This window comes from Streptomyces sp. SID5469 (assembly GCF_009862865.1).
GTDB classification, from domain to species: domain Bacteria; phylum Actinomycetota; class Actinomycetes; order Streptomycetales; family Streptomycetaceae; genus Streptomyces; species Streptomyces avermitilis.
Genome location: NZ_WWIN01000001.1, coordinates 893,005 through 916,332 on the forward strand (window position 1 = coordinate 893,005; position 23,328 = coordinate 916,332).

The 23,328-nt window shown below is 69.9% G+C and carries 16 protein-coding genes and 4 pseudogenes; 11 read left to right on the top strand and 9 right to left on the bottom strand.

All coding sequences use genetic code 11. From position 1 onward, the window contains the following. Window positions 1-132 precede the first annotated feature (132 nt). Window positions 133-348 (top strand): hypothetical protein, encoded by a 216-nt coding sequence (locus GTY58_RS41535; protein WP_037651108.1) that lies wholly within the window; start codon window positions 133-135, stop codon window positions 346-348. Here GTY58_RS41535 and GTY58_RS04025 read toward each other — a convergent pair. After that, window positions 342-899: a transposase gene (locus tag GTY58_RS04025; protein ID WP_010982182.1), complete on the bottom strand. Its 558-nt coding sequence runs from the start codon at window positions 897-899 to the stop codon at window positions 342-344. The two genes, GTY58_RS41535 and GTY58_RS04025, sit on opposite strands and share 7 nt — an antisense overlap. Beyond that, entirely contained in the window at window positions 896-1,435 is a 540-nt protein-coding gene (locus GTY58_RS04030) for a winged helix-turn-helix domain-containing protein (RefSeq protein WP_010982183.1), read from the bottom strand. The genes GTY58_RS04025 and GTY58_RS04030 overlap by 4 nt, the downstream gene beginning before the upstream one ends. 289 nt (window positions 1,436-1,724) lie before the next feature. Between GTY58_RS04030 and GTY58_RS04035 the strand changes: the two genes are divergently transcribed. The 3 genes from GTY58_RS04035 (at window position 1,725) to GTY58_RS04045 (ending at window position 6,000) form a co-directional block, all read left to right on the top strand. After that, window positions 1,725-2,699, top strand: a complete 975-nt coding sequence (locus GTY58_RS04035; protein ID WP_010982184.1) for a hypothetical protein — start codon at window positions 1,725-1,727, stop codon at window positions 2,697-2,699. A gap of 446 nt (window positions 2,700-3,145) precedes the next feature. Continuing rightward, a complete protein-coding gene (locus GTY58_RS04040) occupies window positions 3,146-4,279 on the top strand; it encodes a DUF6183 family protein (RefSeq protein ID WP_010982185.1) in 1,134 nt (377 codons plus the stop codon). Between the two features lie 434 nt (window positions 4,280-4,713). Next, a complete protein-coding gene (locus GTY58_RS04045) occupies window positions 4,714-6,000 on the top strand; it encodes a vanadium-dependent haloperoxidase (protein WP_249374355.1) in 1,287 nt (428 codons plus the stop codon). A 356-nt stretch (window positions 6,001-6,356) separates the two neighbouring features. Here the strand turns inward: GTY58_RS04045 and GTY58_RS04050 are convergent. Then, window positions 6,357-6,935: pseudogene (locus tag GTY58_RS04050) on the bottom strand (methyltransferase domain-containing protein); the annotation flags it as partial. On the opposite strand from GTY58_RS04050, the pseudogene GTY58_RS04055 reads away from it, so the two are divergent. Together GTY58_RS04055 and GTY58_RS04060 are read left to right on the top strand one after the other, a co-directional pair. Continuing rightward, a pseudogene (locus GTY58_RS04055) lies at window positions 6,936-7,421 on the top strand (TetR/AcrR family transcriptional regulator); the annotation flags it as partial. 1,078 nt (window positions 7,422-8,499) lie between these two features. Further along, on the top strand, window positions 8,500-9,588 hold the full coding sequence (locus GTY58_RS04060; RefSeq protein ID WP_010982189.1) for a glutamate--cysteine ligase: 1,089 nt from the start codon (window positions 8,500-8,502) through the stop codon (window positions 9,586-9,588). Window positions 9,589-10,006: 418 nt separating this feature from the next. Here GTY58_RS04060 and GTY58_RS04065 read toward each other — a convergent pair whose 3' ends face one another. Both GTY58_RS04065 and GTY58_RS04070 read right to left on the bottom strand, forming a co-directional pair. Beyond that, a complete protein-coding gene (locus tag GTY58_RS04065) occupies window positions 10,007-10,396 on the bottom strand; it encodes a VOC family protein (RefSeq protein ID WP_010982190.1) in 390 nt (129 codons plus the stop codon). Window positions 10,397-10,452: 56 nt separating this feature from the next. Beyond that, a complete protein-coding gene (locus GTY58_RS04070) occupies window positions 10,453-10,644 on the bottom strand; it encodes a hypothetical protein (protein WP_010982191.1) in 192 nt (63 codons plus the stop codon). Window positions 10,645-10,750: 106 nt separating this feature from the next. Between GTY58_RS04070 and GTY58_RS04075 the strand changes: the two genes are divergently transcribed. Both GTY58_RS04075 and GTY58_RS04080 read left to right on the top strand, forming a co-directional pair. Beyond that, window positions 10,751-11,404 carry a TetR/AcrR family transcriptional regulator gene (locus GTY58_RS04075; protein WP_010982192.1) on the top strand — a complete coding sequence of 218 codons (654 nt, stop codon included), beginning with the start codon at window positions 10,751-10,753 and terminating at the stop codon, window positions 11,402-11,404. Between the two features lie 736 nt (window positions 11,405-12,140). Further along, the gene (locus tag GTY58_RS04080; protein ID WP_052082398.1) at window positions 12,141-12,623 is read left to right on the top strand and encodes an SDR family oxidoreductase; all 483 of its coding nucleotides are present in this window, start codon (window positions 12,141-12,143) and stop codon (window positions 12,621-12,623) included. Window positions 12,624-13,096: 473 nt separating this feature from the next. Here GTY58_RS04080 and GTY58_RS04085 read toward each other — a convergent pair whose 3' ends face one another. Then, entirely contained in the window at window positions 13,097-15,067 is a 1,971-nt protein-coding gene (locus GTY58_RS04085; RefSeq protein ID WP_010982194.1) for a hypothetical protein, read from the bottom strand. Between the two features lie 1,062 nt (window positions 15,068-16,129). Here GTY58_RS04085 and GTY58_RS04090 point away from each other — a divergent pair. Next, a complete protein-coding gene (locus tag GTY58_RS04090) occupies window positions 16,130-17,068 on the top strand; it encodes a L,D-transpeptidase (protein ID WP_042492717.1) in 939 nt (312 codons plus the stop codon). Between the two features lie 816 nt (window positions 17,069-17,884). Here the strand turns inward: GTY58_RS04090 and GTY58_RS04095 are convergent. Further along, window positions 17,885-18,463, bottom strand: coding sequence for a GNAT family N-acetyltransferase (locus tag GTY58_RS04095; protein ID WP_048894529.1), 579 nt, complete (start codon window positions 18,461-18,463; stop codon window positions 17,885-17,887). 189 nt (window positions 18,464-18,652) lie between these two features. Between GTY58_RS04095 and GTY58_RS40365 the strand changes: the two are divergent. Together GTY58_RS40365 and GTY58_RS04110 are read left to right on the top strand one after the other, a co-directional pair. After that, window positions 18,653-19,186, top strand: a pseudogene (locus tag GTY58_RS40365) (SAM-dependent methyltransferase); the annotation flags it as partial. Window positions 19,187-20,420: 1,234 nt separating this feature from the next. After that, a complete protein-coding gene (locus GTY58_RS04110; protein WP_010982200.1) occupies window positions 20,421-21,248 on the top strand; it encodes a class I SAM-dependent methyltransferase in 828 nt (275 codons plus the stop codon). A gap of 100 nt (window positions 21,249-21,348) precedes the next feature. Here the strand turns inward: GTY58_RS04110 and GTY58_RS04115 are convergent, their stop codons facing one another. Both GTY58_RS04115 and GTY58_RS04120 read right to left on the bottom strand, forming a co-directional pair. Beyond that, window positions 21,349-21,654 (bottom strand): hypothetical protein, encoded by a 306-nt coding sequence (locus GTY58_RS04115; protein ID WP_010982201.1) that lies wholly within the window; start codon window positions 21,652-21,654, stop codon window positions 21,349-21,351. Window positions 21,655-21,738: 84 nt separating this feature from the next. After that, a pseudogene (locus GTY58_RS04120) lies at window positions 21,739-22,704 on the bottom strand (MFS transporter); the annotation flags it as partial. Window positions 22,705-23,328 lie beyond the last annotated feature (624 nt).

Below are 23,328 nucleotides of genomic sequence, written 5' to 3' on the forward strand. Positions count from 1 at the left end.
GGCAGCATGCTGGCCACTGCCGCACCGGCACAAGCAGATGGCACCTGCCCTTCGAACGCCCTCTGTATATGGGATTCGACGTCCTTCGGCGGCCTCAGAATCCTGACACGCAGCACCAACACCTGCTTCAACATGGGGAAGTTCGACTTCGGTTACATCCGGTCCTACGACAACAACCTCTCCGTCAACGGCTACGTCCACAACTACGCCGGATCCGGTGTCTGGTACCAAGCCCGCACTCTTCCGGCCGGCGGGTTCAGCAGTGACATCGGTGTTCCGGGACTCGGCGGTCTCGCGGAGGACTGGGTCTGCATGGGTTCAGCAGATCTGAGCGACTTCGTCTACTGACCTTTTCGGATTGGCTTCGGGGGATCTGGGGTGAGGGTCAGTCCGGTTTCGGTGAGGTAGCCGTCAATGAGCTCGGGGTGACGCTGGATGTGGGCGAGCCCTCGGCGGAGGGTGCGGGTGAGGTGGTCGGGGTCGGTGAATGCGGTGTTGGCCATCGGCCCGTGCCGTAACCACGACCAGATGCCTTCCACGGGATTCAAGTCCGGGCTGTAGGAGGGCAGCTGGATGATGGTGAGCCATTCGTGGCTGCCTGCGTACTCCCGCAATCCGGCAGCACGGTGGGTGTTCAAATTGTCCCAGACGACAATGATCGGGGCGCCGAGCTGCAGGTGCGCGCGGACCAGGAGGTCGCGGTAGTCCTGCCAGGCGAAGCTCTTGCGTGCTCCTTTGAGGAGCAGGTGGAAGCGGGGCCGGTAGATCAGCCGGGACCTTTCGCCGGGCCGGTAGCAGCACAGTGCGGCGACCGAGATGCGTCGCCGGGACCGTCCGCGCACTCTGACTACGGGAGTCTGTCCGCGCCGGCCCCAGGTGCGGGCGTGTGGCGGCGTCATCGCGAACCCGGCCTCGTCCTCGAAGACGATGTAGGCCCCGAGCGCCGCCGCGGCACTTCCACCTGCGGCCACACGTCCTTCTTCCAGAGCTCGACCGCATGCTCGTCGCGTTCCAGCGCGCGACGGGCCGGGCTCTGCCAGGACCAGCCGTGGCGGTGCAGCAGCCGCCACACTCCCGCGATCGAGCAACTGACCTGGAACTGGCGGCCGATCAGCGTTCTGACGCGTTCCAATGTCCACCGCTGGTCTTCCCAGCTATGCGCGGCCGGCCCTTTGGCCAGCTCCTTTTCCAGCAGGGCGAACCGTTCGTCCGACAGCTTCGGCAGTTTCGCAGGTCCCTTCGACTTCAGACCCTCGATACCGCCTTCACGCCAGTTGCGGCGCCATTGCTCCACCGAACGCTCGCTCACCCGCAGGTCTTTGGCGATGTCCGAAGTCCTGTCACCTCGTGCGAACCTCACCCCGGCCTCCAGCCGGATCCCTTCACGCGCAGCCCGCCGCTCAGCGGTCAGGCCCCCACCATCCGCGTACCGCATAGCACCGGCCTACCGCAGGGATCACCCAACGTCACCACCCGAAGGCAACCCGAAAAGGTCAGTAACTCGTGCTGCACGGCACGACAGAGCGCGAGGGGCCCGCATGCCGCATGGCGGGCCCCCTCGGCATGGCATCGCTGCCGACACTGTGCGAGATGTCGAGATCAAGAAGTTCCTTGAATGGGTGGTGGCAGTGGCCGTGGTGCACAGAACGCAGATACGGAACATACTGCGGCGTGGTGTCGCAGGAGTACTTCTCGGCGCGGCCGTGACGTGGGGGTGTCAGCCCGTGGCTTCGGCGGACAACGGAACGGTCACCCGTACCGCACTCGCCTCCGACACGGAATTCACCACAGGGGGCGCTGTCGAACTGATCGGACGATCGATAACGCTGGGCGCCGGTGAATCGCGGCACGTGCGCGCCCGGTTGGAGGCGACGAGTTCGACGACCGCGGTCGTGGGGATGACGAACGCCATCCGATGTGTGAACTCGTCAGGCGTCACCGTAGGTGTCAAGTCGGCCTCCGCACGCAATCACGAGGGCTACGACACGACCTCGTATGCGACGGCAGGACACCTGCCGATCTACGCGGACCTGCTCTTCACCGCGCCGTCGGCGGGTACGTACAGGTGTGGCCTTGTCGGGTCGACATACTCGACCTCCGGTTCCGCCTACCACCTCACCGCGGTTGCGGGAAACACCTGGATCGAGATCAGCGACACCGCCCAGGTCGGCGCGGGATGGTGGCAGAACCCCTCGTGCGAAAGCGCCGATACCAACGGTGCCTGCACATACGTCGGCGGAGGGGCGGCGGATTCCGAGGCATGGGTCTTCTACGGCGACGGCACACCGGCGTCCAAATGGGAGGCTCACCCCTCCGCGAGAACCGTCGACGCGCAGGCGAACCTCGAGCTGACGACATGTCCCGTCGGCACCGCTTCCTGCGCGAGTGCGATGCAGGATCACCCTCGCGGCGAGAACGCGGTCGTGGACCTTCGATTCGACTTCATCCAGCTCGACACGACTGGGCACGCCTGCGCGACTCATCAGCAGTCGTCACGTAAAACCATCACGGACGACGCCCATCACTCCGTGAGCTACTTCGCGCTCTCCGACATCCCGATCAACTCGGCCTGCGGCACACGGACATTCATCATGCGCATCTACGTCAAACACGTCGAGGGGCAGACCCTCAAGATCGACGGCGTGCAGAGCGGGGTCACTTCGCTGACGAACGGAATCGCGTTCAATCGCTTTTCCTGACGCCGCGCCGCAAGCGACATCCGGCGTACAGCGGCGCTTCGCCGGACGCGTCGAAGCGCCTGAGACCGCAGCATCCGGCCGCGTAGATCGCTTCCGATCCACGCGCAGTCCGCGGTGAAGTACGTCCAGGACCCGTCGCTACTCACCAGTCGTTGATGACCCTCTTCATCGGCGTTGACCTGCGGGTCCTGGTGGAGGGTCTCGTGCGACAGGATGTCCCCGGGCAGGCAGAAGTCCTCGCAGCGGTGGCGCTGGTTGAACACGGCCGGGGCGTACGTCGGGGTGTGGATGTCAGCGCGCCCGCACGATGTGAAATCTTCTCCACGCGTGGTGGCGGATGATGCCGAAGGAGAAGCGGACGCTCACGAGCGCGGACCGCGATCCGCCAGGCCCGGCCCCACGCAGATGATCAGTATCGGAGTACGGCTCAAGGGGGAAGGCGGCGCATGGCGAGCGTAGACATGGTGGGAGGGGATGCCGGTGAGCGGTACCCCTGGGTCACCATCGAGGCGTGGGCCAAGGGTGGGGAGGCTGAGCGGATCGGCGCGGTCGGTGAGGCGCTCGCCGCGGAGGCTCAGCAGATCGAGGAACGACTGAGGGTCCTGCATCGCGACCTCACGTTCGTGCAGCGGGTCCTGGCACTCACTCCGGGGCGACCGTTCATGGAGCGACTTCTGGCCCTGAGTCGTCAGGTGCGCTATTCGGGGGCGAGCGACGAGCGCCTGCTCGCGTCGCTGATCGCGGAGGCGCAGTCCCTCGACGACGCGCTGTACGTCCTGCGGCATCCGGAAGGCGAAGAGCACCATGCGCTACGGGCCTGTCTCTTCCACGAGTTGCTCTTGCGCGGGGCAGCCCCCGACAAGCTGGTCCCCCACGCCACCCAGCGCCCCGATTTCCGCCCGTTCCACTGGAGCGGCCTTTCCTGGTTGCCGGCCCGGCTCTCGGAGATGGAGGGGCCGGACCTGAGGGCGTGGTTGCCGAACCGTCGCTATCAAGGGGGTGCCTCCGGAACCGTCCCGACGATGAAATCGCCGACGCCTGTCGATGTGGCTGCACGCCGGGCCGGCGCCGCCCACCGCGTCCGGGAGGCCACGCCCGCGCATCTGGCCGACCTGATCGGCCGGCCGGCCAAAGACGGCAGATGGTGCGACCACGAAGCACGGGTCTTCGTTCTGGACGAGCCCGTCTCTCCGGAGAATCTGCCGGGAGTCGTGACCACGTTGCCGTTGGACTGCTTGCAAGGGCTGGGTGAGCGGGACCGGTTCGAGGGTGAGGCATGCACGCTCGACTCGGTCTGGCTGACGTTGTTCATGACTGCCTCGGCCGGCGGATTCGGCTCAGCGGGCGTCCACGGTGCCTGGGGGCGTTTCAGCGCGTGGCTCTCCCTCGCGGGACTGTGCGGAGCCGAGTACCCCGAGGCAAGCGCTTCCGAGGTCGAGGAGCTGGCCCGGGCCTGTACGTGGTACCGGTTCGAGGCCGACACCGAATGGTTCCACAACGACCTGGACGACTACGGCATCGTCGCCCTCTCCCCCGACGGCCGCCGTATCGCCGTACTCGCCGCGACGGACACCGACTGAACCGTTCCGGCCCGGACCCCTGGAGTCCGTCTTCCTCTCCGTCCCCAGGGGCAGGATCGGCTTCTTCCCGGGAGCCCAGGTCAACACACCCCAGGTACGTTGGCCACCGTTCGCCCACTGCAATCAGCGCACGCCTTCACCGTCCGCGCCGCGGAAAGCGCCGCGCTGGACCGCGGAGTTGCCCGAGCTGCGCGACGGGACACCCCTTCGGCATCCGGTCGTTGATCTCGTGGTCGGTCGGGAGGCACGGTGCAGGGGCGCGTGTGCCCGGCGCACCTGCTCCCGAGACGTGCTCCGGCGCACGTATTCCCGTCGGTGAAACGGGGTGCCCGTTCACCTGTCGGGTCGTTAGTTCGGTTATGGGTAGATTTAGTTCGAGCGGACGGGCCGTCGTCCGCACTGTCACAGCATTCCTGCTCCTCGCCGCCACGGCCGTGGCCGGTCCCACCGCCACCGCCGATAGCGGCAGCCACTCGGCGCCGTCGGCGGATCCCGCGGCGATCCGCGAGTGGAACGTCATCGCCACCGACACCATCACCGCCAGCCTCGGCGCCCGTCCCTCCGGGCAGGCCGCCATCTGGCACGGGTTCGTCTCGGCCGCCGTCTACAACGCCGTGGTCGGTATCGAGGGGCGCTACGCCCCGTACAAGTGGCATGCGCGCGGGCCCTCCACCGCATCCCCCGAGGCAGCGGCCGTGACCGCCGCGCACCACGTACTGCTCACCTACTTCCCCGCCTCCCGGGCCCCGCTCGATGCCGCATACGCCGGGTCGCTCGCCAAGATCCCCGAGGGCCAGGCGAAGAGGCAGGGCGTGGCCTTCGGGGAACGTGCCGCCGAGCACCTCATCGAACTGCGCGAAGGGGACGGCCGGTTCGCACCGGTGGAGTTCACCGCTTCGCCCGCGCCCGGCGTCTGGCGGCCCACCCCGCCCGCCTACCTGCCCTTCATCGACACCTGGCTCGGCAGGCTTCGCCCGCTGCTGCTCACTTCCCCGGATCAGTTCCGGCCGGGCGGGCCGCCCGCTCTTTCCTCGGCCCGCTACGCCGAGGATGTGAACGAGGTGAAGACCATGGGGGCGAAGAGCGGCTCGTCCCGCACTGCCCCGCAGACCGAAACCGCCCTGTTCTTCGGGGGCAACCTGGTGGTGCAGTTCCAAGAGGCGTTCCGGGACTACACCGCCCGGCACCATCTGGGCATCGCCGAGACAGCGCGGCTGTTCGTCGCGGGGAACGCGTCGGCGACCGACGCCGTCGTCGCCACTTGGGACGCCAAACTCCACTACGGATTCTGGCGGCCGATCACGGCGATTCATCTGGCCGACACCGACGGCAACCCCGCGACCGAAGCCGACCCGCAGTGGCAGCCGTTGCTCGTCACACCGCCGCATCCCGACTACGTCAGCGGCCACGCCGCGGTCGCCGGCGCCGTGACCCAGACCCTGAGCGGGATTCTCGGGACCACACGCCTCGACCTCAACGTCTCCTCCGAGATCACCGGCACCACACGACACTACGAATACGCCGACCAGTTCAACAAGGACATGATCAACGCCCGCGTCTGGTCCGGAATCCACTCCCGCACGGCGGACACCGCAGGCTGCCGGGCCGGCAACCGCGTCGGCGCCTGGACATTCACCCACTACTTCCAACCGCTGCACTCACCGCGCCTGCACGCCACGCCGCCGATCCAGCCGACGTGCCCGCTCGGCAGCGCGAGCTGACGAGACCCGGCTCGATGCACCTGGGCTTCTGGGGCGCCCGATGGTCCTGGGCGCCCGCAGGCGGGCCATGACCTGCGCCGAGGCGAGTGCGTCCCCGGCCCCGCCGGGGTAAGGACGAACGCCGGGCGGGCGGCACCGCCCCATCGCGGACACGATGGATGGTGGTGGCCGCTGGGCCGCGAAACCGTCGTTCAAGGCATGACCGTCCAGCACGCCGCCGGGGCCACTTGTGGCGGCCCCGGCGGCCTCGAACCAACCCCTCGGGAGGGTCCATGCACGGCGGCATAGTGGGCCAGGTAGATCTCGGCCTGTTCGGCTGAGCTGCCGGTGGCCGGCGGCCGGCCCTGGGGCGTGTCCGATGGGTCGGCCGGGCGGTCCGCCGTGACCAGCCACGACGTGCTGCGTAGCCGGACCGTGCCGTCCGCCGCCTCGTGGTCGCGCAGAAGGCCCGTCAGGGTGCGGCGGGCGCGGGCCCGTGCAGTCGCGTCGGCCTGCTCCATCAGGTGGCGACCGGGGCCCGTTCCCAGCAGGAACTCCGCCGCGTCCTCGGCTCCGTGTCCCCATGCCCCGTACGTCTGCGCCTGGTTGATGGTGATGCCGGTGAACCCAGCCACGGTGAGGACGTGGCGGATACGGTCCGGGGCGGCCAAGGGCTGTCCCGGTCTCCCGAAGTCGCCGAGCGGCAGGAAGTCGCGCAGTGACGCCACCGCCGCCACCCAGCCGTTGAGCGTGGCATCGGCCGGGCAGACGAACGCCAGGCGCCCGCCGGGTCTCAGCGCCCGGCCGACGTTGACGAAGGCCGCTAAGGGGTCGGCGAAGAACATCACCCCGTAGCGGCTGATCGCCACGTCGAACGCGCCCGCCTCGAAGGGGTACACCTGCACGTCGCCTCGCGTGAAGGAGGCGTTGGCGATGCCCTCCCGCTCCGCGCGGGCCGGTCCGTCACCGCCGAGGCGGGCTGCGCCAAGGGGCTGTTGCACACGCACTTCGCAGGGCTCGATGAGTTCGTGGCCGAGCTCTGCCTCGACCGGTTCGCGCGGACGGCGGCGAAGGCGCAGGCGCTGTCGGGGCTCGCCGGGCAGGGCACTGTGGCGCGGAACCTCGACGCCGTCGCCCTCGCGCTGTTCGACTCCGGCGGCCCGGCCATGTCGGGCCTCGCCATGACCCGCCCCGCCGCCGCGCTGCGCATCCGCGAGGCTCTGGTAGACGGGGCGCCCGGCTTCACCGCGATCCAGGAGGCCATCACCGGCTACCTGAAGGCCGAGCGGGGGCTCGGCCGGGTGGCGGAGACCGTCGACCCGCGCACCGTGGCCCTCGCCATCGTCGGCACCGCCCACCACCTACTGATGACCAGCTGGCCGGGCGCACCTGACCCACGACCGCATATGGCGCGCCTGGTGGCCGCGTTGGTGGACAGCTAGGGACTGTCCAGCGAGTCAGGAGCGGAGCCAGAGACGTACGGCAGCAACGGTCACCGGTAGGGACGGGTCCGGCGCGCCGGATCGTGACCGCCAACGCGTACGGCGTCGCTGCGGCTTCGGCGTCCGGGCGGGCGGGCTCGGCGACTTCATCGCGGGCGCGGGGCCCACGGTCTGTGGCGTCTGCTCGGGCTCGGGAACCGGCGTGTGCGCACCGTCGCGGGCGGGCGGCCGGAAGGGAGGCCGCTCCGGTGGAATGGGCCGGCCGACGATCCTGTCGGGGAGGCGCGGGTCGGATTCCAGAGCCTGCCACACGCGGTCTGGGGCATCGAAGGGCGGCGGCGGGCGCCCCTCGGTCAGGGCTGCGAAACCGGCGGCAATGCGGTTGAGCTCGGTGAGACCGGCGGCCTCGCATGCGCGGCACGCCGCCAGCAGGGCCACCGCACGCTGGGTGGAGGGTCGGCAGCGCCGATGGCGTGGACGAGGCGGGGTCGAATGGGTCGGCAGCGCCGATGGCGTGGACGAGGCGGGGTCGAATGGGAGCAGGCCGTGCACATTGCCACCGACGCTGACGCTGCGCAGGTCCGGCTGGGCAGTCGCCCAGCCCCATTTCTCATCGTTCGTAGGCGAGCCGGTGCTCTCTTTCTGCTTGCTCCTGCACGAGGCGAGCGAGGCGTCCGGCTTCGGTGCGTTCGGCGGGTGTGAGGTCTGCTTCAGGACGCGGTCCGGCGCGGGCGGGGCGGGCCGGACTGCACCAGGTAGCAGTCGAGTTGGGGCTCTTCGTCCAGCCGGGTGTCCTGCTGGCGTGCCTCGTCCGCGCCTTTGGCGCCGGCGAACGCGTCCGCGAGGTACGGACCGAAGCGGTCCGTCGCCCTCGCCGTGGATCAGGTGAAGGCGGTGCTCAGCGTGTCCCCGGTCTGCGAACAGGCACCCGGCGATGTCGTCCCGGTCAGCCCGCCGCCGTCCGCTGCCGCGCCACCAGGGAGTCACCGGGTGTCCGACCGCCATCCCGGGGCACTCTGGAGCGTACGACCCGGCGATTACCCGGCGTCGCGGCGGATGGACAGAAAGGCGGCGTGACGTGCGGACTGTCGGAGTGGAGGAGGAGCTCCTCCTGGTCGACCCGGAGACCGGAGAGCCGAAGGCGCTGTCCACCGCGGTGCTCGCCCGGGCTGAGCAGGTCGATCCGGACCAGGACGTGTTCGAGAAAGAGCTGCACGGCCAGATGCTGGAGTTCGCCACGCATCCGCAGACGGACATGGCGGCCCTCGGTGCGGAGATCGTCCGTTGCCGCAAGGAGGCGGCTCGGCACGCGGGGGAAGCCGGGTGTGCGGTGGCAGCACTGGCCACCTCTCCCCTGCCGGTCAGCCCCTCCATCGCCATGAACCGCCGCTACCAGTGGATGGCCGAGCAGTACGGCATCGCCATGCAGGAGCAGCTCACCTGCGGATGCCATGTCCACGTAGCTGTCGAGTCCGATGAGGAGGGCGTCGCGGTCGTGGACCGCATCCGGCCCTGGCTTCCCGTGCTGGTCGCACTCAGCGCGAACTCCCCGTTCTGGCAGGGCAGGGACTCGTCCTACGAGAGCTACCGCAGCCGCGTATGGGGGCGCTGGCCGTCGGCCGGTCCCACCGAGCTGTTCGGGTCGCCGGAGCGGTACCACCGGCAGGTGGCGGACATGGTGGCCACCGGCGTCATCCTCGACGACGGGATGGTGTACTTCGACGCACGCCTGTCCCACCGGTACCCGACGGTGGAGATCCGGGTCGCGGACGTCTGTCTGCACCCGGACACCGCCCAGTTGATCGCCACGCTCGCCCGCGGGCTCGTGGAGAGCGCCGCGCGCGACTGGCGGGCGGGCCGGGAACCGGAAGACCACAGCGTGAGCCTGCTGCGGCTGGCCGCATGGCAGGCCGCCCGGGCCGGCCTGTCGGGGGAGCTGCTCCATCCGGTGACCATGCGGCGGCTGCGGGCCGAGTCGGTAGTGCGTGCTCTGCTGGAGCACGTCGGTGACGCCCTGGCTGACGCAGGTGACCTTGACCTGGCCCACGAGGCCGTGGCCGAGCTGCTGGAGCGCGGCAACGGTGCTCGGGTGCAGCGCGAGCTGCTGGAGCGGACCGGGAGCCTGCGCGACACCGTCACCGAGTGCGTACGCCAAACCCAGGGGTGAGCCCTCAGCCTGCACGACGGCCTGCACTACGGGCCGTCGTCGCACGGCTGACTGCCGATTAGCTCCACGCCGCCCCCGTGAGGCCGTGCCGACATCCTCCGACAATGCGGGACGAGCGTGCGCAGGGTCGGCGTCCGAACCGGGCAGAGCCGACCGGGCAGGGCGGTCTTCTCGCCCTGCCCGGTCCGGGTCCGGAGCGACGGGCAGTGCTCCGGGTCCAGCCCGGCCGGCCCTCGATCATCATCCAGACCCTCGTGCCCACGCCTGAGGCAGTACCGGCGTCGGATCCGGTGACAACGTGAGGTCCGTTGCCGGTCGCCGGTCGCCGGTCGCCGGTCACGGTGCAGGAATCAGTCCGGGCCGCGCGTGGGCGCGCGTTGCCGTGTCAGGCCGGGGCCGGCCTGGAACGGCGCGCGGGTCAGGTGTCGTCGGACGTGGCCCACTCGACGAACTGGATGATCACTCCGTTGGGGTCGGTGATCTGGAACAGGCGCTCACCCCAGGGTTCCTCGCGCAGCGGCATGGTGATCTCGACTCCCGCCTCGCGCAGGCGCTTCTCCTGGTCGTGGAGGCCGTCGGCGAGGGTGAAGGCCAGGATCAGGCCGGCGGCGTGCCGGTCGCGCTGTTCGGGCGGCAGGACCTGGGTGCCGCGGGCGAGCAGGACGATGTCCACCGCGTCGGCGCGGGTGAGGGAGGCGAAGCCGTCGGCGGCGGCCTGGACGGTGTAGCCCAGGTGGGCGGTGAGGAACGCCTGGGAGGCGGCGACGTCGGCGACGGTGAGCGAGACGGTGGACGCGGTGATCTGCAAGAGGGTCTCCCTGCTGAACGGGTAGGGCGGGCTGCGGAGCCGGTGGCGGTGGCGGGTCAGTAGCCGCGGCGGCGGGGGATGTTGCGGACGACCCGGGGCTCACGCCGTCCCCGCACGGCCCGGTCGGCGGCCAGGCGGCGAAGGTCGTAGCCCCCGCGCGGCGCGGGGTCGCGGACGTCGCGCCCGGCCGGGACTTCGCCGAGGCCGATCGTGAGGGCAGAAACCGTGGTGCGGTCGAGTTCGAACATGCACTCTCCTCTCCGTTCCCTCGTCGCAAACTTGCAACGGACGTAAATTTAGCCTGGTCTACATGGGGGCGTCAATATAAAAATGCCACGAGGGTAAGATTGCTCCATGGGTACCGAGATCACATCGCCCGCACAACCCGTCGGCCTGCGGGAATCCAAGAAGCACGAGACCCGGCAGCTCATCTCCGACCACGCCACCCGGCTGTTCCTCGCCCAGGGCTTCGAGCAGACCACCATCGCGGAGATCGCCGCCGCCGCCCGCATGGCCAAGAAGACCGTCACCAACTACTTCGCCCGCAAGGAAGACCTGGCCCTGGACCACCAGGAGGAGTTCACCGCTTCGCTGGCCAACGCCGTCGCCGACCGCCGCCCCGGCGAATCGGCCCTGGCCGCCCTGCTCCGCGCCTTCCACGACTCCCTCGCCACCCAGAACCCGGTCGCCGGGTTCTCCGGCCCGGCCTTCGCCCGCATGGTCGCCGACAGCCCCACCCTGACCGCCTGCCTGCGCGGCCTGCACGACCAGCGCGAACACCGCCTCGCCCAAGCCCTGGCCGACGCCACCGACACCACACCCGACGACATCACCGTCCACATCGCCGCCGGGCTGCTGGGCACCGTCCACCGCGTGCTGTTCCAGCGCATCCAGGACCTCACCCTGGCGGGCCACCCCAATGACCGGATCGCCCACACCATCACCGCCGAAGCCACCCAGGCCTTCGACCTGCTGGAACCCGCCCTCGCCCACTACGCCACCGCCTGAACCACCCGCTTCACCCCACGGCCGGGGTCAGCGCTGACGCCCTCACCCCGGCCGAAACGCCGCACATCGAGTCATCTGACACAGGACACGTGTGTCATCGGGCCCCGACGGGTGCGAGTTCGCACCAACCAAGTCCGCACCAACCAAGTCCGCACAGTGAGACGGCAGGTCTTGATCGGTGACTTCGCCGAAGAGGACGCGGACGACTACCTCGCCCGTCGCCTGTCCCGCGACGGGCAGCCCCTCATCGCAGGCGACATCCGCGCCGTCATATCCCGCCGTTCGCACGGCTTGCCGCTCCACCTGGACCTGTCGGTCACGAGATATCCGGAGACCCGCCGCACCGGCCGTACCCCGCAGTCCGCAGTCCGCCGACTTCGAAGCCGACTTCCCGGCGCTGGTCTCCCGCACCCTGTCCGACCTCACCCCTGGCGAACGGCACGTCCTGCGCTCCGTCAGCCTCCTGGACTCCTTCGACGTGCCACTCGTGACCCGGGCCGCGGGGACGGCCCACGACGCGCCAGCCCTGCGGCTCACCGAGCGGCCCTTCGTCCGCGAAAACCCTGGTACGTGCCGTGGAGCAGCGCGGCCCGCGCCGCCAGGTGCTCACCCGGATCGCTGGGCAGTTTCAGGGAGGCCAGCACGGTCGGACGGACCTGCTCCCACGTCTCGCCGTCCAGCAGCTTCGCCCGCGGGTCGCCCGAACCAACACCGCGGGAGCGCCGTCGTCGGCACCATGGAAGCCGTCACCCCGAAGGAGTGGCTGGCTGTCCTCGCGGTCAGCCTCGACGCCGTCCACCACACCGGCCGAGCCGCGCTCCGGCACCTGCGCGCCGCGCGGGGCTCCAACGTCGGATCGGCGGGAGGGCTTGGCGGCGACTACGGCATGGCCGCCTACAACGCCGCCAAGGGCGCGGTGGTCAACCTCACGCGCGCGATGGCCCTTGACCACGCCCCCGAAGTCCGCGTCAACGCCGGCCACCCCGGATTCACGCTCCACTCCGGGATCACCGCGGGCGCCACCCCTGACACGCCCGTCGTGCGGTCCTTCGCGGAACGCATCCCCTTGGGCCGCGTCGCCGAACCCGACGAGATCGCGAGCGTCGTCGCCTTCCTCGCGGGCCCCGATGCGCTATATGACCGACGCTCAAATCCCGGTCGACGGGAGCCTCACCGCTGCTACCGGGCAGCCCCGCATCGGGATGTGAACGCGTCCTGACACACCCCGAACCGGTGGGCCGCCCCGTCATCACCCGTGTCACGTACGCCGAAGAGCCCGTCAGGACACACGGCGGTTGCTCCGTGAGCCGGGCCCTGAAGCGCGCTGTGCGCGACGAGCGGGCCCACCGCCGACGGACCGCGCGCGGTACTCAACTCACCTGCAACCTTGGAGAGTTACTCCTCCTATCTCAGTTCCCTGCGAAGATCAGGGGATGGCCAGGAACGACGCCTCTACCGCCGTCCCGACACCGCGTGGTCGGGGCGCGTGCGCCGCCTCGGGTCCGAGCCCGGACAGCACGTCCGGCGCGACCTGATCACCCTCAAGGCGGCCGGAGTGCTCGACGGCTTCCTGGACCTCGACCCCGCCGAGGCGGTCCGCTCCACCGTCCTGCGCCGGGACGAGTCCGCCGACGCCGGCAGTACTCGGCCTCGAGCTCCGGCTTGCGCGCGAGGTTCGTGGCTGTCGCCCTGCTACGCCCTGGTGTCTGCCGGTCCCGGTTGGTGTTCCTCGGTGTCCTGCCCGGCGGCAGGGGCGGGTTCCGTTGGTTCGGTTGCTACGACGACCACCTGGTCGTCGGCACTCCATTCGCGGCGCTCGCTCTTGTCGGGGTTGAGCCGGATCCCGTGGTCCGGGGGAATCGCCCGGCGGTCGTGACGGCGGTAGCCGATGGCACATTCACCGCGGTCGCGCGCAGCGGCCACGACAGTGGCGAAGGTGGTTTCGCAGCCCGTCCGGACGTAGTGCCCTGCCTGTCGCAGGCAGATCGTGCTGCCATCGGCGGAGAACAACTCGTCGAACACGGGCGCCAGATGCCGATTCTGCGCGATTTGCGCCAGGAGTAGTCCGGTCAGCTCTCCGCTGACGATGACGTCGGAGCCGGGATTGACGGGTGCCAGGGGCCGATTGCGGTCGTCGGTGAGTTCGGTGATCACGCGCATTTCGCGTCCGGTACGTTCTTCCAGCAGCCGCAGGGCCAGCAGGGTGACCAATGTCCGGTCGTCGGGGCGGTCAGGACCGTCACCCGGCTCGGGGCCGAGGACGATCAGCCCGTCGTAGGGGGCGAGGTCGAGCCCGAGCAGGGTCTCGGGGCGTGACAGGTCGGCGGACTGGAACCGCACGGCCAGCCGGGCGGCCCCCGATTCCGGTTCCCGCGTCGGCCCGGGCACGGCCCTGTCCGTGACTACGTCCAGGACGGAACCCGGCCGGGCCGTGCGCCGCAACTGGTTGACGACGAGGGGCGCCCGCCGGTTCCAGCCGAGCAGCAGCAGGTGCGCGGCATCCTCCGGCGGTGGCTGGGCCATGGCGATCGCCGACGGCTCGACAAGGTGCCGGCAGTCCTCCGGCCGTGCCGAACCGTCGTCGCGTGTGAGGACTACCAGGCGACTTCCTGGTGCTACGAGTGTGGCGGCGGGCGGATTCAGCAGCGTACGTCCCTCGGCGGTGAGCAATCCGACCACACAGGACGTGGCATGGCCCAGAAGGGCCGCTCCGAAGGGACCCCCGTGGAAGGCGGTCGCTTCGGCGAGGTGGAACTCGTCGCCGGCGAAGTCGAGCAGATCGCGCAGGACGAGGGACAGCCCGGGGCGGCCGACGCACTGCGCGATCAGCCTGGCCGTGACGGTGTCGGTTTCCAGGACAGTGCCGCGCGGGCCTGCGGCCAGCCGGGCCGGTGCCCGGTAACGGTCGTCCAGTACCGCGGCCAGCACCGGCGGTCCGCCGGTCCCCTCGCCGAGCACCGCCCGCAGTGCCAGCAGAACGCGCAACACCTCGGCGTCGGCCGTCGGTTCGCCGGACGGCAGCACCAGCACGGTGCTCGCCGTCTGCGGGCTGACCAAGGCGAGCACGCCGGGGTCGCTGGCGGGACCGCTGCGGCAGACGAGCCGGGTCCGGCCGGCCGGACCGACGTGAGCGGCCAGCGCCCGCTCCATCTCGGTCTTGTCCCTCTCGGCGAGCACGACGACAGCCCGTGGCCGGTACGACGACTGGGCGGCGACCAGCTCACCCACGACCGTGGACACCTGGTCCGACCAGCCGAGCACGACGGCATGGCCCTGTTCCAGCACCGTCGACCGTCCGCGGCTCAACTCCGCCAGCCGCTCGGCCAGGCCTGTGGTGATCACCCCGACAAGGGTCGACACGCACAGCAGGGCGACGAGCCCGAGCAGGGCCGACAGCAGCATGCGCAGCGGTGTGCCGGTCACCGTGCCCAGTCGCAGTGTCTCCGCGCTGCTCCGCCACACGGCCGCCAGCCGGCCCGACAGTGACCGCGGCGAGCCGGGGTCCGTCCACACCAGCAGCGCACTCACCGGGACGACGACGGCCAGGCAGATGATCACCAGCCAGCCCATCAGGGTGCCGGTACTGCGGGCCAGCGTGCGGTCGAACCAGTAGCGTGCCCGGTCCTGTAACGAAACCGGCCGCCGGTCCTTCGAACGTTCCACTCCCGTCCCGCCTTTGTCTTGTACCGCGCTGCCTGCGGCAACCGTCCTGGAGGGGTGTCTGTCGTGCCGGTCGGCACGACGCCCGGCAGTGCCGGCCGGCACTGCCCGCCACCGCACAGTGCTGCGTTCGGTACCGGGACACGCGGTATTCGGGAGCCGATTCATTCTTTCGGGCAGGCACCCCGCCGGACGAGCCGACCAGGGCCGACCCGGCGGCCGACCTATTGGAGGCCGAGGCGGTTGCCTCCGTGTCCGGCGAGGAAGAGCGAGAGCGGGCGGTCGACGGGACACGGCCGGTGCGGCCGGTGCCGCGCCGGGAAGGTCCGCGCCGGATGCTGCCGCCGAACTGACAGGGGCGGCAGTGGTGGTGCGACAGGGCGCGCACCCCTGGAGCAGCAAGTGCACTGCCTGCTGCAGCGCCTTGGCGGCTTCACCGGCACGGCCTGCTCCAGGGAGGCAGTGCCCGTAGCTCCTGCGTGGCCCGTACAGGCACGCCGGCAGCATTCTGCGCCTGCTCCGGCTGGGCGCGTCGAGCGCGGTCGGCCTTGCGTCGGCCGGCGGTCGGCCTGCCGAGCAACCACAGCACGGCCGCGCCGAGCACGAACACGGCCCGCCCCTACGGCCCCTGCGCCGGGAGGGACGAACACCCGGACAGGCGTCCCGACCAGCCCGGCAACCATCACGCAGCGGACTGCCGCGGTGACCATCTCGGCACGGTCATCGCCCCGTCGGTTGAGGGATGGCCTCCGCCACCGGGTCACCCCCGCCACTCTGCGCACCGTCCGGTGCCACCGACCGCCAGCCCACAGCGGCGCGACCCCATCCCGTGCACCCTTTGACGCGCTCCGAAGAGAGGAGGCGACGATGTCGCGCCCCTCACCGTCCCCGATCCGGCGGCGCGCGCCGAGACTTGAGACACGTTTTACGCAACGCACGCAACTGCGGCCCACGCCATCGCTGTCTGACAGAGAGTCGGGCCCGCCAGGGCCGAAGAGCGAGAGAGCGGGGCAGGTCGTGGGACGGCGCAAGGGCGGCATAGGGATCGCACTCGTCACGAGTGTGATGCTGGTAGGCGCGAGTGCCTGCGGCGGGGGCAGCGGTGACAAGGCGAACGGGGACGACGCAAAGGCGTCGGGAAAGCCGGGGGCGAGCGCCTCTCCGTCACCGAAGAAGCCCGCGGGCCCGCCGATGCTGCTGGAGACGATCACCCCGCAGACGGGAACCACGGTCGGCGTGGCCATGCCGATCTCGGTGGTCTTCACGAACCCGGTGGCGGCAAAGGCACGGGCCGCGGTGGAGAAGCACATGAAGGTGAGCGCCTCACAGCCGGTGTCCGGCGCCTGGCACTGGTTCGGCGACAAGCGCGCCGACTGGCGACCGAAGACGTACTGGCCCTCCGGCACGAAGGTGAAGATCGACGCTGACATGAAGGGCGTCAACAACGGCAACGGACGCTACGGCGTGCACAGTTACACGCACACCTTCAAGATCGGTGACGACGTGCGCGCGGATGTCTCGGTGACCGGCCACACCATGAAGGTGACCCGGAACGGCAAGGTGGTGCGGACCCTGTCGATCAATGCGGGCAGCGCTCAGTATCCGACGTGGAACGGCACGATGGCCGTCATCGACAAGCAGGAGAAGGTCCACATGACCTCCTGCAGCGTGGGCATCAGCTGTGAGAAGGGCAGCCCCAACTACTACGACCTGACGCTGCCCTGGGACGTCCACCTGACCCAGTCCGGCACGTACGTGCACTACTCGACCGGGGACCCCACTCCGGGCAGCGGCAGCGCCCGCGGCTCGCACGGCTGCGTCCACCTGTCCATGTCGGACGCCAAGTGGTTCTACGGCCAGGTCAAGCAGGGCGACCCCGTCACCATCACCGGCTCGCCCCGCGCCAAGGCCCCGGCCGACAACGGCTACGCCGACTTCAACCTGGGATGGGACCAGTGGCTCGCGGGCAGCGCGTCCGGGGAGAAGACGACCGCGACGCTGTGACGCGCCGCGGTGGCGGCGCCGGTCAGCACGCGATGGTGTCGACCGCGAGGCCTCTGCCGTTCTAGCCCTTCGGCCTGATCAGAAACGGCTGGCCCTCCGACACACCCCGCTCGTCCAACCGCTGTTCGAGTTGGGTTCGGCTACGACCCCGCCGAGGCCCAGCCAGTGCTGACCTGCGCACGCGCCAGTACCAGGCCCTGTCACACTTCACACCGCAGGAACGCTACGAACTCGCCGCACAACTTCATCGGCTCGCCGGCATCATCGGCGACACCATCCCCCAGCCGGCCATGGGGAAGGCCATGCAGCACTGACAGGGGATGCCGAGGCGAGCAGGCTGACAGCCAACCTGGCCGATCATCAGCTTCAACTCCTCGCCGCCTTCAATGACGCACTCGGCTCCCCGCGCCTTGCCCCCGCCCTCGCCCGCCCGTCGGCACCTCGCCGCCCCTGTACCCGGCGCCACTCACTGGAGCGGCCGCCAACCCCAATCTGCAATGTCGCGAGGGCGAGACCGACGATCCCGAAAGGCCCCGGCAACTACCGCTCGTTGAACTGGCGGCGCTCCGGACCCATAGCTGGATCTCGCGTTGGCTGCAGATCCAGCAAGTCGCCCAAGACGCGGTTCGCGGCCCAGGCTGTGACTGACAGCCGCTCTCCTCAGTGGGCCACTACAGCACTCTGCCGCTCCAGCTACGGCTCTCCGCGGCGTCCGATCGGTCGGCGCAGCGTCCCGTTTACCGGGGGGGGCCAGTCAGTAGAGGTCGTCTCGTTTGGCGCCGAAGGGCAGAACCTGAGCTCGGTGGGTTCAGATGTTCAAGGGCGGCGAGAGCCGTCAACGGGCGGCGTAGGGCGGTTCAGTCGCCAGACCACGTCGATCCCACTGCCAGAGGGAGCTGCGGGCGGCGTTACCTGTTCACGCCGGACTTCGGTGAAGCCCAACCGGCGCGGAATGGCGGCGCTGGAGGTGTTGGCCAAGTCGTGCGCGACTTCCAGGTACTCCACGTCCGGCAGGGTGAACATCTCGGTGACCATGGCTGCGGTCGCTCTCGTGGCGATGCCCTGGCCGGTGGCGGCAGGGTGCAGCCAGTACCCGATGCGCCGGCCCTGAGGTTCGGCCCCGCGGTAGGTCTGGCACATGCCGATGAGAGTCCCGTCTTTGGCGATGGCGTAGTTGTACACGTCACCGTTTGCCCACTTCGACTCGGACTTCGCGAGGAAGTCCCGGGTGCTCTCCTCGCTGTGACGGGCGACCCACGGCTCCCAGGGGCGCAGGTGGTCCAGAGACTCCTCGATCAACTTGAATGCCGGAGCGAAGTCTCTCTGCCCCCGCCAGCTTCGCAGAACGAAGTCTCCACACTCGATGATCTGCCTCGGTCGCGCCATGACGGCCATGATTGCTCGCGGTACGGCTCTCTGCAACGGGATGCAAAAGAACTGGTGTCGGGGGGGGCGGCAGTGGTTGCCGTGCCGCTGGCCGAGGCCCGGGGTCTGTCAGGGCTGTGGGGTGCGCTCGCGTGCGCCAACGCGTTGCTGGTGGCCGGGCAGCACCCGTCCTTCCGACGCCACGGCTCTCTGCTGGCGGTGGCGGTGGCGGACGGGTTGTACGGGTACTGGCCCGAGGCGGTTCGACCGGATCTCGGCCGCCTGTTTCTTCCGCGCGGTACCCCCGGCCCTGCTCACGCAGGCCCGGCCCGGCGGGAAGATCCTGCTCACTCTGTCGGGCTGGCTCTACGGATACGCACGGGTGCTGCTCACGGTGGCCGATGACGGAACCGCCGAGGGCCAACTGCGCGGTGACACAGTGTCGTTCATGTCGGCGCGCAGACACGCGGCGCCGACGTATGGCAACCCGGCTCACTGGGCCACGGGTCTGCCGGAGAAGGCCCGTACGACGCGGCACAGTCCCGAGCGGATCACCATCGCCACCGATGAAGCGCTCCACCTGCGGTTCCTCGCCCAAAGCGCCGTGTCCGACGCGCAGATGACCACCGTCGGGGACGTGGTGCACCTGGTGGACGTCGTCACTGGCTCCCGCGACCCTCACCCCTGGCGAGGACAGTTGGGCTGTACGCGAGGGGGCCGGTGAAGCTGTGGCAGCGGATCGAGCGTGTCCTGGGCATCCCACTGAAGTCGACGATCAGGTCGTATCGTTCGGCTGAACTGATCAGGAAATCGAGCATTTTCAACGGAGCGCGGAAGCCGCCGTCTGTACCGATCAGCCAGAACGGCAGTTGGGGCTGAAGAAGTACGTCTCTGGGAACGTCGAACCTCAGCCGCCAGAAAGGCTCGTTCGAGGCGTTGAGAATGCGCAGCCGGTAGCGTCGCGGCTCCACTGCCAGGAATGGGTACGCCTTCCCGTTGAAGACCGGGGTGTCCTCGCCTTCCCTCGCGGTCATGGTGTAGGCGAGCGAGCCGTCCTGGTTGAAGGTCCGGTCCCGCAGGATGAGGGGGACCTCGAATGCGCCTCGCGGCAGCCCGAGCCGCTCGTCCACGGGGTCACGAACGAGGTAGAGACCGGGAAGGCCCGCATAGACGTTGAGAGCGCTCATCCCCATGGCGTGATCGTGATACCAGAGCATGCACGAACGGTCGTGGTTGGTGTAGCCGTAGATCGCTTCGTTGGGTTTGGCCCGGCTCGGTTCCAGGGTGGCGTAGTCCTCGGCATGGAAGCCGTGCGGGCTGAACGCCTGCATCGGCAGGCCGTCGGACTGTGGTGCTGTGTAACCGCCGTGCTGGTGTACGACGTTCCACAGTGATCCCTGGTCACGCTGAAGGTCGGCCCGAGATAGCCCATGCCGATCGGCTTGTGAGGATGGTGCGGGTTCGTGGCCCAGTAGCCCCACACGGGTGACGGCCCCAGGTCCCGGTGGAAGCGCCACGAGCCCTGCCGCATCGTGAGCTCGTAGTAGTCGGCACCCGGATAGACGTAAGGATCCGAGATGGCTGTCAGCGGCCTGGGCAGCGGGTCGACGTACTTCTCCAGCGGAGGGGTGCTTGGCGTCCCCGGGGGGGCCGTACACCCTGCCGGCGGGTGAGCCGGCGCCGCATACGCCCGCGCTCCCGGAACACCCTTTGGAAGCATGGCCGCACCCACCGCTCGCCGACTCGGCTGCTTCGTGTGCCGCGCCCCTGGGTCCGATTGGCTCAGGCACGGCGCGCCTCGGCCGTGCGGGCGGCCGCCGGTGGAGGATCGGTGGGGCGGCGGCCTGGCGACGGGCCGTCCGGCATCGCCCACCGCGTGAAGAGGTCCGGCCATGAAACAGTTCGACGACCCGCTGTTCCGGTCTCTCGCCGACCGGGCACTGGAACTCATCAAGGACGACACCCTCGGCGTCACGCCCCCCGCGACGTGACCGCCGCTCCGTGCGGGGACGCGCCGGGCGGCGGCCGCTACGGCGAGGCCGTCTTCCGTCCCGAAGAGGCGGGCGAGGGCGAGCGCATCGACTTCGGCGCCCTCGCCTACGACGGCATCACCATGGCGCGGCTGCGGGCGCTCGGGGTCGGCCCGGGGTGGCGCTGCCTCGACGTGGGTGCCGGCACGGGCACGGTCTCCCGTCGGCTGCTGGCCGAGGCCGGGGTGGCGAGCGTGCTCGCTGTGGACCGCGACGTACGTTTTCTCAGCGCGCGGCCCGTGCCCGGGCTCGACGTGCTGGAGTCCGACATCACTGCCCCCGACTTCGCCCCCGGCCGGTTCCGGCTCGTCCACGCGCGCTTCGTGCTGATGCACCTGCCCGGGCATGACCGCCTGATCACAGCATTGGCCGAACTCGTCGCGCCCGGCGGTGTGCTGGTGCTCAGCGACGCGATCGACCTGACGAGCGACCGAACACCCGGCACGCCGTACAGCGCGGTGATGCGGGCGATGTGGCAGGGGCTGCGGGCCACTATCGGCACCGATGTCTCCTGGGTGCCGTCGTATCCGCATCTGCTGCGTGGGGCGGGGCTCGTGTCCGTCGCTGCCGAGGTCCATGTGCCGCCGCTGCTGCCGGGCAGTCCCATCAGCCACTTCTGGGCGGACACGTGGGAGCGAAGCAGAGTGGCGATGCTCGCCACCGGCCTGGTCGACGACGCGGCCGTCGACGCGGCGCTCCGGTACCTGGGCTCCGACGAATGCGCCGCGCTGTCGGCCGGCATGCTCTCCGCCTGGGGATGGAAACCCGAGGAGGGCCCGCGATGACCCGGCCCGACCCCCAGCTGTGACGCTCAAGATGCCAACTCAGGTACTCACGGGAGGAAGACGGGGCCTGAGCAGTTGGCTCAGCACGGCCCCCTTCGGATCAGGGCTGTGGCTCGGCCTTGCGGGCGTGCTGCGTGGCCTTCCACGTCTCAGGCAGGAAGCGGTGCTTGAGGGCGGTGCGCTTGGTGGCGGCGTCACCGCCGACGACTTCGGCTCGGCCGTCCATCAGGGCAAGAAACCCCTGGCGGGCGACGTCCTTGCGGCTGTTCTTCTTCATGCCGGAGCCGAAGGCGGTGTTGTTCATGCCGGCGCGGGCGTGGAAGGCGCTGTCGGTGGCGCCGGGCATGAGGGTGGTGACATCGGCCCCGTGCTCCTTGAGCTCTTCGCGCGGGCCGAGGGCGAACATGCGGGTGAAAGGCGCGGGAAGGTCCGTAGACGGTTTCGTACGGGGTGGGCATGGTCGCGGGCAGCGACGAGGTGATCAGGATGCGGCCATCAGGCGTTCCTGGAGGACCAGGCTCGCGGCGAAGCCGACGGAGGCGACCGTGGCGGCCACGGCCGACATCGCCACTCCCGGCCGTAGGACGAAGAACAGATAGGGAGCCGCCAGCAGCAGGCGCAGCGGGGTCGCGAGACGAGAGCGCACCGCGGGTGGTACCAGGCGACCCACCGCCATGTCGCCCACGAACATGCCCAGCGCCCCGCACGCGTACAGCGTGCCGGCGGCTTGGGGGGCGTAGGAGACGTAGAGCGAATCGCTGCCGACCACCAGGCCGTTGGGGACCCACAGGCCCAGGTACGTCAGGCGGCGGGGGCGTGAGGACCACAGGAGGGCGTTGGCGCGCCAGGTCGCCGAGAGGGACGGGCGGCCCAAGAAGCGCGGTGGGCGGGCCGTGAGACCCAGGCGGGTGACGAGGGCCGACATCACGTACAGCGCCGCCGCGAGGAGCAGACAGGTCCGTGGGGACAGGAGCGCCAGCAGTGCGCCGCCCGTCGCGAAACCGGCCATCTGCACCAGGCCCCAGAGCATGTTGAACACGGAACGGCCCAGGACATAGCCGTCTTTCGGCAGGATCTCGTTCAGCAGTCCCCCGCGCACTCCCCCGCCCAGCGACGCGACCAGGCCCTGCAGGAGTACGACGGCGAAGACCGCCCGGACCGGCAGACCGGGCAGCGCCAGCACCGCCGTACCGGCCGCGAAGGCGAGGGCGAGGCCGGAAAGGATCGCGCGCGGGGGCAGGCGGTCGGCGCCCGAGAGCAGGAACGTGGCCCCCAGCAACTGCGCCAGCTACGGGCCGAACATGCTCACCGCCGACAGGAGCGGGGAGCCGGTGGCCCGGAAGACCAGCGTGGCGAGGGCCAGTCCGCCGACCGTCTGGGCCGCGGCGAAAGCGGCGAAGGAGAGCAGGAACGGGGCGAACTCCGGGGCGCGGAACAGGGTTCGGTAGCTGCGCATGCGTCGGAGTCTCGGAGCGGCCCAGGGACCTTGTTTGCTCATTCGCCGACACGCGAAAGGTCATAAGGTGCTCATGGAGGCATCGGGAGCCGAACCCGGGGACCGGGACCCGGAACCGGGGATCCACCAGGTCCTGTATCGATCGCGTTCGCCCCGCTTAGCCACCGACAGTGTGAATCCCGATTAACCGCGCAGTCCACGGCAGCAGGCTCCGGCCGTCTCCGGGCCTGCCCATGCGGACGGGTGCTACCGGAGGAGCGGGATCACCGCCTTCACGGCCGGGGTGAGCGGCGCCTCCTGGCCGAAGAGGGCGGAGCCGACGCCGATCGCGACGTGCGCGAGAGCTGTCGTCGCGGCGCACAGGACGCGGCCTGGGTCGCGGTGAGCGCACCGCCGGTCGCGATGACGAGGAAGGCAATGGTGATCGCGGCGGCGGTGACGAGCACCGCGATCAGCGCGGGGACGGGCAGTGGAACATGAAGTCCTTCCCGGCCGGACGTTCGCCCGGCTCACCCCTTCCGCCGCGAACCAGGCCGCCTTACCGGATCGAAACCCGACGCACGATGCACATCACACATGCGTCCCGGCCGCCGCACGGCGCCCTTCCCCGCCCTACAGGGCTGT